This window comes from Pseudoalteromonas sp. SG43-1, assembly GCF_014164415.1.
GTDB classification, from domain to species: domain Bacteria; phylum Pseudomonadota; class Gammaproteobacteria; order Enterobacterales; family Alteromonadaceae; genus Pseudoalteromonas; species Pseudoalteromonas distincta.
On sequence record NZ_JACJFD010000001.1, the window covers coordinates 153,053 to 170,520 of the forward strand.

Annotated in this window: 9 protein-coding genes and 1 tRNA gene; 3 read left to right on the forward strand and 7 right to left on the reverse strand. The window is 38.1% G+C overall.

Annotated features, from left to right (window positions below; genetic code table 11):
- A complete protein-coding gene (gene fdx, locus H5159_RS00640; protein WP_002958430.1) occupies window positions 1-339 on the forward strand; it encodes an ISC system 2Fe-2S type ferredoxin in 339 nt (112 codons plus the stop codon).
- Window positions 340-591: 252 nt separating this feature from the next.
- Window positions 592-2,019 carry an NAD-dependent succinate-semialdehyde dehydrogenase gene (locus tag H5159_RS00645; protein ID WP_182779504.1) on the forward strand — a complete coding sequence of 476 codons (1,428 nt, stop codon included), beginning with the start codon at window positions 592-594 and terminating at the stop codon, window positions 2,017-2,019.
- A gap of 288 nt (window positions 2,020-2,307) precedes the next feature.
- Here the strand turns inward: H5159_RS00645 and H5159_RS00650 are convergent, their stop codons facing one another.
- The 7 genes from H5159_RS00650 to H5159_RS00680 form a co-directional block, all read right to left on the reverse strand.
- Window positions 2,308-3,969: an HD family phosphohydrolase gene (locus tag H5159_RS00650; RefSeq protein WP_182779505.1), complete on the reverse strand. Its 1,662-nt coding sequence runs from the start codon at window positions 3,967-3,969 to the stop codon at window positions 2,308-2,310.
- On the reverse strand, window positions 3,941-6,166 hold the full coding sequence (locus H5159_RS00655; RefSeq protein WP_182779506.1) for a CHASE2 domain-containing protein: 2,226 nt from the start codon (window positions 6,164-6,166) through the stop codon (window positions 3,941-3,943). Before H5159_RS00655 ends, H5159_RS00650 begins: the two co-directional genes overlap by 29 nt.
- Before the next feature lie 14 nt (window positions 6,167-6,180).
- A complete protein-coding gene (locus tag H5159_RS00660) occupies window positions 6,181-7,014 on the reverse strand; it encodes an MBL fold metallo-hydrolase (protein WP_182736306.1) in 834 nt (277 codons plus the stop codon).
- Between the two features lie 9 nt (window positions 7,015-7,023).
- Entirely contained in the window at window positions 7,024-13,152 is a 6,129-nt protein-coding gene (locus tag H5159_RS00665) for an S-layer family protein (RefSeq protein WP_182779507.1), read from the reverse strand.
- A 39-nt stretch (window positions 13,153-13,191) separates the two neighbouring features.
- Window positions 13,192-14,313, reverse strand: coding sequence for a FecR domain-containing protein (locus H5159_RS00670; RefSeq protein ID WP_182779508.1), 1,122 nt, complete (start codon window positions 14,311-14,313; stop codon window positions 13,192-13,194).
- A gap of 12 nt (window positions 14,314-14,325) precedes the next feature.
- The gene (locus H5159_RS00675; protein WP_182779509.1) at window positions 14,326-15,651 is read right to left on the reverse strand and encodes a surface lipoprotein assembly modifier; all 1,326 of its coding nucleotides are present in this window, start codon (window positions 15,649-15,651) and stop codon (window positions 14,326-14,328) included.
- A 569-nt stretch (window positions 15,652-16,220) separates the two neighbouring features.
- Window positions 16,221-16,296: transfer RNA gene (locus H5159_RS00680), tRNA-His, on the reverse strand.
- A gap of 284 nt (window positions 16,297-16,580) precedes the next feature.
- Here H5159_RS00680 and H5159_RS00685 point away from each other — a divergent pair.
- Window positions 16,581-17,399, forward strand: a complete 819-nt coding sequence (locus H5159_RS00685; RefSeq protein WP_002958438.1) for a mechanosensitive ion channel family protein — start codon at window positions 16,581-16,583, stop codon at window positions 17,397-17,399.
- Window positions 17,400-17,468 lie beyond the last annotated feature (69 nt).

A 17,468-nucleotide genomic window follows, 5' to 3' on the forward strand; every position in this document is an offset into this window, starting at 1 on the left:
ATGCCACAAATTGTTTTTCTTCCACATCCTGAATTATGTCCTGACGGCGCTGCAATTGAAGCTCCTACAGGTCAAACGGTACTCGACGCTGCGCTTAAAAATGGTATTAGCATTGCGCATGCTTGTGAAAAGTCTTGTGCATGTACTACGTGTCACTTAGTGATTCGTGAAGGATTTGACTCACTTGAAGAAAGTGATGAGCTAGAAGACGACATGCTAGATAAAGCATGGGGCTTAGAGCCTGAGTCACGCCTTGGTTGCCAAGCAATTATAAGAGATGAAGACCTAGTGGTTGAAATACCTAAGTACAATCTCAATATCGTTAATGAAGAGCACTAGTTTTTAACGATGTATATATTAAAAGCCGCTGTTTGATACAGCGGCTTTTTTGTTTGTGAATTGTAGGCGTGACAAGCAAAGCTCTTATGTTATTTTGTAGACGCAAAGCTTGCTGGCGTTATGTGTTTTAACTCTAGGTTATAAATATAGAAGCTGCGCTTCTCACGTGAGCAAAGATCCTAAAATGTTAGCCTTGGCTCTATGTCACGCATTAAAAGCTAACACCTTAAAACGTAATTTTGGAGGTTTATTTTGAGTAATCTTATTTTTTCTGACTCATTTATTAACGGCGAATTTTATAAAACCGATACGCGCTTTAGCGTCAACGATCCCGCTACCGAAAAAAGTATTGTTGAAGTAAGCGATATTGACGAGCAGGGTGTAAATAGCGCAATAACCGCAGCTCAAGGGGCTTTTGTTAAGTTAAAAACGACAAATGCCACTGAGCGAAGCGAAACCTTGATGCGCTGGTATGAGCTAGTAATAAAACACAAGCAAACACTTGCAGAGCTAATGACCAAAGAGCAAGGCAAACCACTCAAAGAATCTCTTGGTGAGATTGATTACGGTGCAGGTTTTATCAAATGGTTTGCAGAAGAAGCCAAACGTAGTTACGGAGATGTAATTCCGCCAACAGATGACTCGCATCGTTTAACTAGCTTTAAGCAGCCTGTCGGTGTTGTAGCTGGTATAACGCCGTGGAACTTTCCTATTGCTATGGTTACTCGTAAAGTAGCGCCAGCTTACGCTGCGGGCTGTAGCTTTATACTTAAACCTTCTGAACACACGCCACTTTGTGCTATCGCACTTGCTCATCTAGCCGATCAAGCTGGTTTTGTTAAAGGTGCATTTAATGTACTGGTTTCTCAAGATGCCAAAACAGTAGGTAAAATGCTGACTGACTCAGAAGTCGTGCGTAAGTTTACATTTACCGGTTCTACCGGTGTTGGTAAGCAGTTGCTATCGCAATGTGCAGACACAATTAAACGCACCTCGATGGAGCTTGGCGGTAATGCACCTTTTATTATTTTTGATAATGCCGACTTAGATGAAGCTGTTGAAGGGCTAATGGCGGCTAAATTTAGAAACAGTGGGCAGGCATGTGTTGCTGCAAACCGTATTTTTATACAACGTAATATTCTCGACAAAGTACTTTCAAAAATCACGCCTAAGGTTGCAGCATTAAAAGTGGCAAATGGTTTTGAAGACGGGGTTGATATTGGTCCGCTTATTTACCCTAAAGCCAAAGAGAAAGTACAGCAGTTAGTACAAGACGCACTCGATAAAGGCGCGACGCTGATTGGCGATAATAGTGACTTAGGTGGCAGCTTTCAAAATCCATTAATAGTAAACAATGTCACCACAGAAATGGATATTTATCACGAAGAGGTATTTGGTCCGGTATTAACGGTTATTCCTTTTGATGAAGAAAGTGAAGTGCTTGCACTTGCTAACGATGTACCATTTGGCCTAGCAGCCTATTTTTACAGCCAAAATATTAAGCAAATTTACCGAGTTAGTGAAGGGCTTGAATTTGGTATGGTCGGCGTAAATGAAGGTGTTATATCAAACCCAGTAGCGCCATTTGGTGGTGTTAAGCAATCTGGTTTAGGCCGAGAAGGCGGCCATCAAGGGCTTGATGAGTACTTAGAAGAAAAGTACGTGTGTATTAAAATATAACGCCCGTTAAGTTTATGAGCGCGAATTTACTTCGCGCTTTTTTATGACGTTAATATGGCAGATATATGAACTTTACCTTTTACTGTTGCTACACAGAGCACTAAATGCTACCTTTGGAGCCATATTTTTTGTTAATAAAACAACATAAAAAAACAAATAAAAAGTAAAAGGATTTCTATAAGTAGAAATAACCCCGTGTGTAAATGCCACCGTATGGTGGCATTTTTTTGTTTGAATAGTTATAGACTGTAATAAGCGCATTTTGAATAAAGGCATGGCTTATAGGTGCTAACTTATAGGTGTGTAACCGGGTAAATTATCAAAATCTATCTCATCTAGCTGCTCTGGATCTGCATACTCGTTGATATAATTTTTATAAACCTCTGACTCAATAAAAATAGCAAAAATATCACCATCAAGATGGTTTTTAGCAACCATTGACCCTAAAATAAATAAACACTCACTGACCGGTTTTGCTTTTTTGTAGGGTCTGTCTACTGCAGATAGCGCTTCAAAAATATCCGTAATAGCCATTAACCTTGCAGGCACCGACATTTGCTCTTTGGTTAAACCTCTTGGGTAACCAGTACCGTCAAGTTTTTCATGATGACCTAAAGCATATTCAGTAACATTGCTTAAGTGTTTAGGGAACGGCAGGGCATCTAAAATATTTTTAGTTACATCCATATGGCGCTTCATTACTTCACGTTCGGCTTCGGTTAGCGTGCCTCTTCGTATTGTTAAGTTTTCAACTTCATCAGCTGAGAGCAGTGGTGTATTAATATCATTAATAACGAGTTGGTATTTGTTTGCAATGCGTTCAATGTGCTCAAGTTCTGCATCACCTAAAAACTCGCCCCCTACATTAACACGCTGTAATAATGCACGGTCTAATGCCAACTGTTTAAGCTCGGTATCAAGTAGGCGTTCAAATTGTTGAACTTCGATAGGTTTTTGCAGCTTCATCGCACAGATGATCTTTTGCTGATACGCTATTTTTAAATCTCGGCTAATTATTTCAAATTTAGCATCTACATATTTTATTCGATCAAAAATAGTTTCTAGTTTTGTCGACTTTTCCATGATGTGATCGGGGGTCGCTATTTTCCCACAGTCATGTAACCAGCCAGCTATATCAAGCTCATGTCGGTCAGCTTCAGTCATCGAAAATGAAGCCAAAGGACCTATATTTATATCATTAACGGCATCAGCTAGCATTAACGTGAGTGCTGGCACTCGTTTACAATGGCCACCGGTATGAGGAGACTTTTCATCTATTGCCATCGCAATTGTTTCAGCAAAGGTCGAAAAGAGATCTTCCATTCCCTTAATTAGTGTTGAGTTAGTTAGCGAAATAGCGCCTAAAGAGGCAAAAGATCGAATTAGAGTGACGAGCTCTTCACTAAAAGGAATGTTTTTATTTTGCGCATCTTTTACATTTATAAGCTGGATTACGCCAATAATGTCATCTTCATGATCTTTTAAAGGAATTGTTAGCATGGACTCAGAACGATAACCCGTGCGTGCATCCATTTTGCGTGCAGCGCTCATATCAAAAGGCAAGGCATCATACACGTCAGGAATGTTAATCACTTCCCCTGTATTAACAGAATGCGCAACAATAGCAGTGTCATTTGGTTTGCCATCAATAAAAAGATCTATATTAGGAAAATCAACAGGACCACCTAACGTGCCACCTAAATAAAGATTTAATGACTTGTTTATTACCGTTTCAAACTTGAGTTGTTTGTTTGGGGTAATAGAGTAAATGCTGCCAGCATCAGAATGTGCTATCGACATTACAACTTGCAGTATTTCATCAAGTAACTTAGACGAGTTTTTTTCGGTTGTTAGTCTAATGCTAATATCGATAAAGTGCTGAAGATTTGTTTTGTCTTTAATGTGCTGTCGCATATGTTTACTACTTTTGAGTATGTTTGAAGGCACCATTCCAATCCTTAGCTAGTGTTTGCAAATCAGTGCCCTTAATACGTTCAATAAAAATGGCATAAATGTTGGGGCTAAATACGGTTGTACTGCGTAGTTCTTTAAATAATCTAAGTGCTTGTGGCCAGTTTTTATTATAAAAAAGCGTCATGGCCTGCTGCGACTTTTTAACTTCATTTAACTGCTCTTCATCGAGCTTATCTGTAAAGTTTATAGGTTCAAACAACTGTACAGCGGCTGTTTTACCAACAACTTGCACTTTATCTATTAAACGAAATGAAATATGAGGGCATTTTTTCATCGTCTCTTCTGTAACAAGAATAGCTACGCCATAAAATTTGGTCAAGCTTTCTACTCGAGCACCTAAATTAACAGTATCACCAAGAACTGTATAGGCTTTACGATAAACCGAACCCATATCACCTACATTCATGTCGCCAGTACTTAAACCGATACCTATTTTTATTGCAGGCTGGTTGTTTTCTGCAAATAACTGATTTATTTTCGTTAACCCGTTGATCATAGACATCGCGGCTTCAACACCATGGCGAGCGTGGTTTTCATCTTTCAGTGGGGCATTCCAAAATGCCATCACCATATCGCCTACGTACTTATCAATAGTTCCGTGATGATCAAATATGATTTTGGTAATAGCTGTAAGATATTCGTTTAAATATTCACTTAACTGATGAGGCGACATACTTTCTGATAGTGAAGTGAAACTACGAATGTCGGCAAACAACACCGTCATATTTTTTCGCTCACTTTTTTGAGATAAACTTTTACCTTGAAGTATCATTTGGTTTATTCGCTCAGGAGGAACATATTGGTCAAACATAGATTTTATTTTTCGGCTGTGTTTCATTTCAGCGATAGAGCCTACAATGATGTAATAACCGGCTAATATAATGATAAGTAAAAGAGGCATTAATAAAGGTAAACTAATTTTTTGTACTGACCATAAATAAACGTTTAAAAATATAACGACACTTGTGACTGTAAGAGACAAAACAATAATAAAACGTGCGCTCTTAGCGTGGCTAAAAAACGACAGTACGCAACCCGTCAATGCAATGATGAGTAAGCTTGCTCCCTGTGACCAATTAGGTTTAGATGGCAGTAGCTCTGGGTGCATTAACCCTTCAAATATATTGGCATGAACCTCCACACCCGGGTATTGCAAACCAACAGGTGTTGATCTTAAATCAGCAAGCCCTACGGCGGAAGTACCAATAAAGGCTACTGTGCCTTCTAATTCATCTAAACCAATTTTTTTGGTCAAAATATCGGTAGCCGAATAATAGGGGAAGCTATGCGCACGCCCTTTGTAAGGAATTAATATTTGCCCATACTCATCAGTTTGAATCCACTTATCTTGAAACTTTATACCTTCGAATAAGGTTATACCATCTAACCTATTGGAACGGGTTTCTATGTTTTCAGCAAGGGTATAAAGTCGAGCAACTTCAAGTGCTAAAGAAGGATAAAGCTTATCGCCAACTCGATTTATAAGAGCTGCTTTACGTATAAAGCCATCTTCGTCGATATGTGCATTAATAAAGCCGGTGCCCGTTGCAGCATTTTGTAACTGTGGAATATTTACAATAGCACCAGGAAACTGGTTTATTTGTGAATTAGTGTGTTCTTCGCTTGCCCATACAACACTGTTTTTAGCTGGCAAGTTTTGATTAGTCAGTTGTTCATCAATTAGTAAAAAACCAAGAACAGTATCATTTTTAGATAATGCGCTTGCTAGTTTTGTGTCTGCATCGACTTGTTTAGTAATTTCAGCAAAGGGGATGGTGTACTTTTTTGATAAATCAGGAATTTCAGACATAATTTTTGTAACAGGGTTTTCTTCCCGTTCAGAAAAAAATATATCGAATGCAATAACAATAACACCTGCATCACTAAGCTTTGTAACAAGGTCTGCTAATTTTGAGCGACTCCAAGGAAAGCGTCCTTGTTCTTGCATGCTCTTTTCATCGATATCAATTATTACAACGGTTTCATCGATGCGTCTAGGCGTCTCTGAAAGCGTCAGTAATAATCGAGAGTCGTATATTATACCTTCTACACGGTTAACTAACTTTGCAAGCGACCCAGTTGAAAATAACTCTATTGATGCAATTAATAATGTAATAACAGCGCCAATAAAAAAGTGCTTTGAGGTAATGGGTTTTAAGAAGCTAATGAGCAACGCTCCTTGATAGACTAAAAATCAAAAACTCGTCCTTCTCGGCCGCATTCTATTTTTACCTGTTGAGCGTACTGCGTCTGTAAATACTTTTCTATAGAGACTAACTGTTCATCGGTTCTTGATGGATCGTGGCTAATAATAATCACATTTTTAATACTCGCTTTTATAGCAAGCTCAGCAACCTGATCTATGGTGCTATGACCCCAACCATGCTTAAGAGGCAAGTCTGCATCTATAAATTGAGCATCGTGAATTAGTAAATCAGCGCCTTCAATAAAATTACTCCATTCGCAAATACTTGTGTTTAGCTTGTCTGGTGGGTTTAGCTCATTGTCGGTAACGTAAGCTATCTTTTTTTCATCTGCTTTAATGCAATAAGCAGTACCGCCACCAGGGTGATTCAGTGGAGCAGTAGAAACCAAAAAACCGTTAAGTGTAAATTGCTTTTGAGACGATAAATCAGTATTAAGCGTAATATTGGCAGGTAAATCCTGATAACACACAGGAAAGTACGAACCACTCATTTGCTTTAATATGGCATCTTGGCTTTTTTTATCATCAACGTTGCCAGCTACAATGGTTATATTGCGGTTGGGCTGGTAGATAGGTTTAAAAAAAGGAAACCCTTGAATATGATCCCAATGATTGTGCGTTAGCAAAATATTGATAGGACTTTGTGTTTCTAGTAAACGTGTACCGAGTTCTACAATACCGGTACCAGAGTCTAAAATAAGATCTTTACCGTTGTTTTGTTCAATGTACACACATGAGGTATTTCCCCCAAAAATGTGTGTATTACTTCCAGCTGAAGGCATCGAGCCTCTAACACCAAAAAATTCAACTTTCATAATTTAAGGCTAAGCTCCATCTGCTTCAAAATTGAATTTAGAAATACTAACATTGTTAGAGTTAGTGTCATTACAAGTGCTACTTACAACAACTTGGGTATCATTTTGCAGGATAATTGAAGTAAATACATGTGTACTGACACATTGGCTTGCTTCATAAAATCCGACACCACTGGCTCCAAACGTATTATCTAAAGTACCGTCAGTTAAAATGCGCGCTAACATTCCTTTATTATTGCCCATACCAACTAAAACAATATTGTTGTTGCTATCAAAAACGGCACTTTTTACTTCGGTATCCCCCGTTGAAGCTAATGTATATTGGTCTAAAGGGTAGCTGTCATCAATTACTCCAGATGCGAGTAATCGCGTAATACTAGCTTTATTAGGCGTATCTACAACGTTTGCAATTAAATATAATTTATTTGATTCGTCGACTAATACTTTTACCATTTTATTCTCGGAATCAATGGTTGTTTCACCTATGTATTTGTAGGTTTGCTCACCGTCAGAGTCGAGCTTTAATGCTATTAATTCTGAACTGGCACCTGATACAGATTTACCACCAATAAAAATACTATCATCACTGATAAAAACACTTTCATAATATTCAAAAGGTGTTCCTATAATTTTTCCATTGCTACCAAAGTCATCGTCAAGTGTACCGTCAGAATCTAGCATCATGATAAACGAACTAGGAGTATCGGCTATAACTACAGAGCCAACTGCTACAACGTTGCCATCATGTAGTGCTAAATCAGTTAAGTTAAGCTTTTCAGCACCTGAAATAGAAGTAGAGTAAATACCATCACTGGCGAATGAGGTATCTAAATCACCATTTTGATCAACTTTAGCTATAAAGCCCTCTTCACCGTCAGTTTTGCTTTTAGATCCCGCAATAAATAAGCTGCCGCTATTGTGTTCAACCAACGCTATATTAGGTACGCTCAAATCTATGGCAATTTCTTTATGACCACTTTCGCTAAAGCTAGTATCTATAGCACCCGTACTCGTAAAGCGTGTTAATACTAACTTAGTAATTGAGTTCGATTTAGCCGTTGATGCAAGAATATACTTACCGACCTGAGGGCCATTGCTCAGTTGTAAAACGTGCATTGATTGATCGTCAGATTCTGCGCTTATAGTATCAAAAGCAAGATAACCAACGTCTGCAAAGTTACTGAATAATGTGGCTTGCTCGTCAATTGCTGCAACAAATGGTTTAGTGGTTGAGTCGTCAATAACACCCGATACCCATACTGTATCATTCGCATCTATAGTTGCCGATTTGGCAAATTGCTTACCATTGATACCTGAAATAATATTAATACCTGATGCACCATAAGTACTATCAAGTGAGCCGTCTGAAGTTAAAATACGGGCAGAATATAACTTTTCGTTAGCTGAAACACCGGTAGTGCCAGATAAAGTAATTCCATTTTTAATTGGCTCGTATTTTACGCCTGTTACGTTCGCGCCACCATTACCTGCACCACCGTTACCATCAATATCGTAAATAGCAGTACCTGCATCACCAAAACTCGTTATAAGAGTACCCGTTTTATCAATAGCCAAAACCACGGCTTCTTTTTCACCACTGTTACGAGTTATGTAACCACCTGCAAAAGCTGTAAAGTCGGTGTTTTTAGCACCGCCAATTGCAAATAATTCGTCATCTTTATTATTCTCAGACAAGTCGAACGATAATGCTGCGCTACCATTAAAACTTCCGTTGTTTTCACCATCAGAAATTAAATAACGAATAAGTACGTCTTTATCGCCAGTTGCACTTGTTACACTGCCAGCAACCATAAGATCAGAGCTATTAAAGTTTTTAATAGCAAACGCTTCGTCATCTCTATTAGCGCCGCTCACATCGACTATTTTAGGGCTTCCGGCTTCATAAGCGAGTGTAGATATATCGTATTTTATCCATAAGCTATCGTCGTCGTTACCATTAAATGACTTACCAACAGCTTGAATTTTATTGTCGCTAAACTCAAGGTCATTAATAACGAGAGTGCTTGCTAATGCGGTACAGTGAATACCTGAATTATTATCTCCAGAGTTATTACTTAATACGCCAGCGGTATTCATTTTCAACAAACATGCTTCGGTATTTGTGCCATCAAAACTAGTGTAAGCAACAAAGAGGCTTGTACCATCAGAGATAATAGCAGTTGCTTCTTCATCATTTTCTAAATCTAATACTTTAACGCCATCACTGTTAAATGCTGTATTTATTACACCACTCGTTGTATAGGATGCAATAACAATATCTTTGTCGCTGTTATTACTAAAACCTACAAAGTAAAGGTTATTATTTAGCTCAATACTGTCATTAAATTTACCACTTGAAAAAACACCCGAAAGCTCAAGTTCACCTGTTATAGGACGACCAAATGTTTCATCTTCAACAGGAACTAGAGGCTCCGCATCATCAGTGACATCAATTATTATATTAATAGTAGTTGTTTCGTTAGGCGTACCGTCGTCAGTAATAGCTAGGCTCAATATGTACTGAGGAGTTGTTTCAAAATCAAACGGGCTTTCACCTTTTACAGTTAATAAGCCAGAATCATTATTTATTTCGAATATGGGAGCACCACTGAGTAGGGTGTAACTTAAATTTTGGTTCTCAATGTCTGAGGCACTAACAGTCCCAATAGTGTCACCATCGGTTGCGTTTTCGCTAATATTAAAACCTTGGTTTGACGCAACTGGAGCATCGTTAATAGGAGTAATCGTAATTGATAAACTACCAGTACCTGTAGCGTTATTCCCATCATTTACAGTATAACTGACAACAACAATACCGTTGTTATTTGCAGCCGGTGTGTACTGTAGTTTGTTATCGACAACGAATACTGAACCGCTATCGACTGACGCTGCTGTTATGCTTAGGCTATCACTATCAGCGTCTGTATCATTAATCAGCACATCAATGAGTAGCGGCGCAGCATCTTCATCCATAGTCGCGGTGTCGGCATTTGCAATGGGTTCATCGTTTACGGGAGTAATAGTAATAGATAGTGTTGCTGTACTGGCACCACCGTTGCTATCAATTGCCGTATAAACAACAGTTGCGAGTCCATTTACATTGGCTGCCGGTGTATATTGAATTTGATTGCCAACTACTGAGACCGAACCAGTATCTGCCGAGGCTGCACTGATAGTGAGGCTATCGGCATCCACGTCTGAGTCATTTGCCAATACGTTTATTAGTATCGGCGCTGCATCTTCAGCCATGGTAGCCGAATCGGCGTTTGCTATTGGAGCATCGTTTACGGGGGTAATAGTGATAGTTAACGTTGTTGTACTGGCACCACCGCTGCTATCGCTTACAGTATAAGTAACTGTTGCTACGCCGTTGTCGTCGGCTGCCGGTGTATATTGAATTTGATTGCCAACCACTGATACAGAGCCAATATCAGCTGATGCTGCGCTTATGGCAAGGCTGTCGCCATCCACGTCTGAGTCATTTGCTAATACATTTATTAGTATTGGCGCTGCATCTTCATCTATTGTAGCTGAGTCTGCGTTTGCTATTGGAGCATCGTTTACGGGAGTAATAGTAATTGTTAAGTTAGTAGTTGCAGTACCGCCGTTCCCATCATTTATTGTGTAGTTAATAATTGCTGTTCCATTTGTATTAGCAGTAGGCGTATATTGGATTTTATTATCAACAACAGATGCAGAACCTATATCTGCAGTAGCAGCTGTTATCACAAGAGTATTGCCATCAATGTCGGAGTCGTTAGCTAATACGTTAACTAATAACGCAGGAGCATCTTCGTTCATCGTTACTGAATCAGCATTTGCAGTAGGGGCATCATTAACAGGTGTAATGGTAATCGTCACACTTGCTGTTCTGTCGTTTATACCTTCATTACCAGTGCTATAACCATCAGTAATGGTGTAAGTTAGTACTATCTCACCTGAAAAATTTGCTGGTGGAGTAAACTGTATTTTTCCGGCGACAATAGTCGCTTCACCAGCAGTATTTTCTATATTAGAAATAGTAATTGTATCGCCATCTGCATCAGTGTCGTTAGCTAGCACATCTAATAAAGATGCAGAGCTGTCTTCGTCTAACGTATATTGATCGTCATTGGCTTCTGGAAAAGTATTAACGCCGCTTTCACTTAAGGTTACTTGAGCTGTTGCAGTTAAGCCTTGCTCATTTGAAATTGAATAGGTAAAGCTATCTACACCAATAAAACCTAAGTCTGGCTGATAGGTAAACGAGCCATCAGCATTTAATGTAAGTTCGCCATTTTGAGTTGCATTAATTGCCGTGGTATTAACCGATAAATCACCAGCCTCAATATTAAAGTCGTTAATTAACAAGCCATTTTGTACTGTTACTTCAAATAGTTTATTTTTGCTAAATTGATAGGCATCATTTTGTGCAACAGGGTTATCGGGTTCGCTGTTTATTACTAAAGTTACTGTGGCTGTAGAGGTTGCACCTAATGAGTCTATAGCTTGATATTGAAATTGATCAACACCATTAAAGTTAGCATCCGGCACATAACTAAAGCTGCCATCAGTTGCTAATAATAGTTGGCCATGTGTGGGTGCCACCATAAACGTTTCATCAACTGAAAAACTGTCATTATTTGGGTCAGTATCGTTACTAAGCACACCATTGGCTGCTGTAACCACAAGTGTTTCATCTTCGCTTAAACTATAGCTATCATTTTTTGTAATAGGGGCTACGTTAGTGTTTGAGCTTACAATAGTTACATTTGCAATAGCCTGAGCACCTTGTGCATCAACAACTCTGTACTGAAAGCTGTCTTGGCCTTGCATATTTTGCTCGCCTTGGTATTCAAAGCCACCATTATCAAAAAGGGTTAATTGTCCTCTTGTTGGTTCGCTAACCGGCGTTGTATCAACAGTTAAGTCATCTAAGTCTATATCGCTATCGTTTATAAGTAAGCCTGGCGATAGGACAACTAAGGTTCCATTGTTTGTAATGCTGTAAGTATTATCAAGCGCAATAGGAGCGTCGTTAATAGCTAAAATGGTTATCTCTACAACTGCGGTATCTGTCATACCTAGCTCGTTAGCAACTTGATAGCTAAAGGCATCTTCACCATTAAAGTTTGCAATAGGGATATAAGTAAAATCCCCATTTTCATTTATATTAAGAGTGCCATGCTGCGGTAGAATTAATGCATCTGTATTTACACGTAAATCGCCACTGTATTGATTCGTATCATTTGTTAGCACGTTACCTTGCAGAGTTTGATCTTCATTTATCTGAAACTGATCGGCATTAGCCTCTGGTGCAAATGCAAGCTCTCCACCCACTGGCGCTATATTTATTATATTAGCAAAACCACTTTCACCACTGCCATCAACACCGGTAATAAGTACTTGATAACTTTTATCTGTAAGTGACTCGGTAATGCTTAATGCAGTATCTTGAATACTTAAAAATTGTTGCCCATTCTCTAATTCATTAATGTTAGTAGATGTGACTCCAGCTTGAGTTGCAATATAAACGTTGTAACGATTAAGTTCGGGGTTAGCTTGCCACGAAAGATTAATATTATCTTCGTCTCGTTGTGCTGTAACACCTTCAATTTGATATGGTTGCCAGTTAAAAGTGATTGCATCAGCAAGTACCTGATTATTTAAAGTGTCAGTTATCCATATTTCGAGACGTATTTCCCCTGGAGTTACGCCATAAAGCGCAGGGCTGAGGCCTATAATTGACTTTCCGTAGCCAACACCACAATCAGAAGAACACAGTGATATGCTTTTATTAACACTAGGGAGCACTAAATTAACTTCAGCAATGCCATCAGTATCCGAAGCTTCAAGTAAAAAAGAAACATTACCTTGTACGGTGTCGTTTGTTTGTGGAAAAACAATATTAGCGCGAGTATTTGCTAAACTTGCTCCAACAACTCCTCTACTTGAAGTGACAGCACCTAAAACTTTTGTACTCTTGGTTTGATTACTCGCTATAACACCAGCCAAATTTATATAGCTAGTCACCGTTGGCGGTACTACTTCAGCCGTAGGTGATTGTATTGTCTCTTGAGTGGGGCTTTCTTCTGAGCCTCCACAGGCACTTAACAAAAACACCATAGAACCAAGCAAAAATAAATTTTTTGCTGTCATTTTAAATACTCCATAATAAAAGCTTTGTATCCAATGTGTTTATGGTTCTAATTTAAAAGAACCGCTAGCATTTACATCAGGATTATTTATTTCGTTAAGATTAAAGTTGCCAGTAATATTGTCTAGGTCATTCAAAAATATTGCATCAACATCGCCCTCGGCTTTATTGTTACCATGGGATGCAAATGTAACGGCCAGCTCAAGTTCGCTTAAATTTATTAAGCCGCTGTAAGCTGCATACCAATTTCCACCGGCGTCATTAAAACTAATTTCGCCATCAGGTACGGTGCCATTATCAAAATCAACTGCCATAGTCATAGCAAAGTCAGTAACAGCACCCACACTCGAATTTACATTAAAGCTTGATACTTCATAGTTAAATACACCTTGGCGCTGAGCTATTTGATCGACTAAAGATGCGCTGCTAACAGTTTGAAATTGCTGTTCAGAATATATATCCATAACACCTGTATCTGCTTCAAAAGCATTTACTTCAACTTCAGTTACCGATGCTTGCTCAGTTTCTTCTTCGTTGCCGTCTTTAGAGTCAATTGCTACTATATTTTGATCAAACACACGTGCCGCACGTGTTGTTTTAAAGACTTCACCAGTGGCTGTAATTTGTGCAAACGAAAATGCTTCGTTATCACCCAAAGAAACCACGTTATTATTTTCTAACGTTAAATCTATTGCGCCATTCCATACCGCTAAAAATACATCGCCTTTAACCAGCTGAACTTCAAAATGTGTTCCACGTATACCAATAGAGCCAACGGGGGTTTTTACATTATAAGAGCCGCCATTTTTTTTAATTACGCCGGAAATAGAGCGCAAACCGCCTTTAAGTAACTCAATAGAAGCAGAGCCCTGTTGGGTATTGTCATTAAATTCGTAGTTAGCAATATTTAATTCTGAGTTTTCTTTTAAGGCTATTAAACCACCATCCAACATCGAAAATTGCGCTTTGCTTTTCTCTCCAGTCGTAATGCGATCTACGCCAAAAACAGTATCTCTGCGCTGCAATTGTCGTTGTTGTTCATTGCTTCCATCAACCGCGAGTACAGAGCCTCGTGCTAAAATAGTTTTACCAGCAGGATCGTTTGCTTGTGTATAAAAACTTACACAAAGTAAAGTGGTAATTACAGGGAGTAAATGTTTCATAAATATCTTAAATTAAAATGAGTAAGAAGCGCTTAAATTGATATCTAAACGGTCATATTCGAATAAAGAAATATTACTGGATTTATCTTGATAGTTGGCAGCCAACTGTATGGCTAAATCGCGATTAACTAAGTAGCAAACAGAAGTTGAGAACATAAAGAGGTTATCGGCACGTTCTTGTAAAAATAAAGGGTGATCATCTTTATAATTAATCCATTGGTATCCAGCAAGAGATAACAACTGCCAATGTTGAGCCAACTGAGTGTTCACTTGGTAGTACAAGCTCGTAATATTACGGCTATTAAATTCACCTTCAGTAATGTCCGCTTCCTCGCTTTTAGCGTTAATGCTTAAGCTTTGAAACCAATTTTTAGCTGCATAGCTAGCACCTGCATTCATCGCATAAAATGAGTTATCGAGCTTTTCATCAAATCTATTGTTTAAAACACCCGCAGTCAAAGAGCTAAATAAATTAACTTGTTTATTTAGCGTAAAATTAGCTCCGGCCGTTAAAGCTGATTCAGTACGATAAAGTTCGCCATCAAGCATCAACGGAGTGGTAGCAACTCGTGCAAACCAACTTATGTCATTTTGTTTATATTGATAGGCGGCATTAATGTGCGCATTTATACGATCGTATTGACTGAGTTCTTCAAACTTGTACCACCCGGTATCAATACTTAAAGTGATTAAGCTTTTTTGATCAATAGGGTGAGAGTACTTTCCTCTGTAATTAAGTCGTGCATAGTTGTCCTGCGTACTTTTACTTTCTGGCGATAACAAAAACTCACCAATATTAGGAATTATAATCGTATTTTCTGCAGTACCTGCGTTTACGTTGCCATCTACGCCAAGGGCAAGCTCAATATTTTGTTTATAAGAGCGTCCAGCCTCTTGTTGCTTAAGTGCTGCAGTTTCTAGCAATGACTGTGCTGAAGACTTTATATTATTAGGTGTGTCAGGTGAGTTAATTAGTATTAAAGCTTGAGTATCGGCAGCAGGTAAATTATTAACTGTTAAATAAGCACGAACTAAGTACAAGCGAGCTTCATACCATCTAGGATTATTTTCAACCACGCGCTCAAAGGCAAATACAGCTGGCGCCGCATGCCCTGTTTTAAGTGCACTGACCCCTAATAAAAAGTCGTATACGGGTTCGCCTAGGTACTGATATTCACTATTACTTTTTTGATAAGCCTGAGTGTATTTTTTTTCAGAAACTAATTTTTGAAGCTCAATCAATAGCTTATTGAATTCATCATTGCTTTGAGCCAATGGGTTAAAGCTCATTACAGCTAAACAACTACACAGTAAATTTCCTAAAACCTGTTTAATCATGCTTAATTTTATATCCCAGTAGAAGTTTGATGTTTTGTAAAAAGTGATGCCAACATTAGAAACCTACCACTTTTTGTAGCTAAGTATAGTTAATACAGTCACATTGGTTAATTAATTGTAGATAAGTAACGAGTTATACCAATCCGCGATAATACTTAATCATTTTGCGGGGCTAAACGTGTCGCTACCAGTGTTAAAAAATTCTCATTTACGACTGCATGGATGCCGAAGGTAGAGCAATGCAGTAGCAGTTGCCGAGAACAACTAAATAGCGAATTTTTTGCCAAGCTATCAACATGTTTTTCCATCCTCAAAATAGATCACTTAATTAAGCGAATTGGTATTAAATACTTGTTTATTAAATATTATTACTAATTAGGGCGTGTTGATCTTTGTGGATTGAAATTTTTTATCTAGGGATGATTTAATCGCTGCGTGAGATTTGTAAATTAGTGGGTTTAACTAGAGTATTAATAATTGTGTTGCAAGGTTAATATATTAGAAGGTTTTAGAGTTTATATTACAGAGTAAAGATAGGGTATAAATATGAAGGCTTACTAGGAAAAAAGTGGGGCGATTGACGGGGCTTGAACCCGCGACAACCGGAATCACAATCCGGGGCTCTACCAACTGAGCTACAACCGCCACTACACACACCTTGTTTGGTGTGGCGCGCATAATACATAAAATAATAATTGTTGTGAAGCCCAAAAGTGAAATAAATTAAAATAATTTAAATCAGGCAAATATAATTAGTATTTAGTCGTTAATATTTTTTCAAGGTAGGCTATGTTTTATCGCATAAATACCTCTAAAAAATCGAATATACTTGCATTTAATAGTATTAATTCATTATTTCATGAGAATAAATTGTAAATTAATGTATAATAATGCCCGAAAACGCTTAATAAAAAACATTTGGAGTAAATATGGATTCAGTACTTAATTGGCTTAACGATAACTCAGGCCTAATTTTACACTACGGTATACAAGCAGTTGTTGCGCTTGTTATCTTTTTACTTGGTAGTCGTGTTGCTAAGTTTTGTTCTAACTTAACTGAAAAAGGTTTTGCTAAAAAGAAAGTAGATAAAGCTGTCGGTTCATTTGTTTCAAGTATTGTGTACACACTTGTATTTGCTGTAACTATTTTAATGGCACTTTCGCAAATTGGCATTGAAACAACTTCGTTCATTGCTATTTTAGGTGCTGCCGGTTTAGCTGTGGGTTTAGCATTGCAAGGTTCATTATCTAACTTCGCATCAGGCGTACTAATTATTTTACTTCGTCCATTTAAGTCTGGTGACTTTGTTGAAGCAGGTAATAAAATGGGTACGGTTAAAAAAATCGAAATATTCTCAACTGAACTACGTACTCCAGATAACAAAGTAATTATCGTACCAAACTCTCAAATAATGTCTGGTGCTATTACTAACTTCTCACGAGAGTCTACTCGTCGTATCGATTTAGTTATTGGTGTTGGCTACGATGCTGATTTACGTCACGCAAAAGAAGTATTAAAATCTGTATTAGATGCAGAAACACGCATACTTAAAGATCCAGCTTACAATGTATCTGTAAATGAGTTAGGCGATTCAAGTGTTAACTTTATTGTTCGTCCTTGGGTTAACGCTGCTGATTATTGGCCTACTTACTGGTCATTAATGGAAAATATTAAAATCGCATTAGATGATGCAGATATTACTATCCCATTTCCACAAATGGATGTTCACTTTCACAAGCAAGACTAATTTTAAATAGTTATTTAATTAAAGTTATCTTTAATTGTTATAGTGCTAAAGAGCTATTAAACATAAAAT

Coding starts and splice junctions, on each gene's coding strand:
- fdx (WP_002958430.1), top strand. CDS start 1: ATGCCACAAATTGTTTTTCTTCCACATCCTGAATTATGTCCTGACGGC.
- H5159_RS00650 (WP_182779505.1), bottom strand. CDS start 3,969: ATGGTGCCTTCAAACATACTCAAAAGTAGTAAACATATGCGACAGCAC.
- H5159_RS00660 (WP_182736306.1), bottom strand. CDS start 7,014: ATGAAAGTTGAATTTTTTGGTGTTAGAGGCTCGATGCCTTCAGCTGGA.
- H5159_RS00665 (WP_182779507.1), bottom strand. CDS start 13,152: ATGACAGCAAAAAATTTATTTTTGCTTGGTTCTATGGTGTTTTTGTTA.
- H5159_RS00670 (WP_182779508.1), bottom strand. CDS start 14,313: ATGAAACATTTACTCCCTGTAATTACCACTTTACTTTGTGTAAGTTTT.
- H5159_RS00675 (WP_182779509.1), bottom strand. CDS start 15,651: ATGATTAAACAGGTTTTAGGAAATTTACTGTGTAGTTGTTTAGCTGTA.
- H5159_RS00685 (WP_002958438.1), top strand. CDS start 16,581: ATGGATTCAGTACTTAATTGGCTTAACGATAACTCAGGCCTAATTTTA.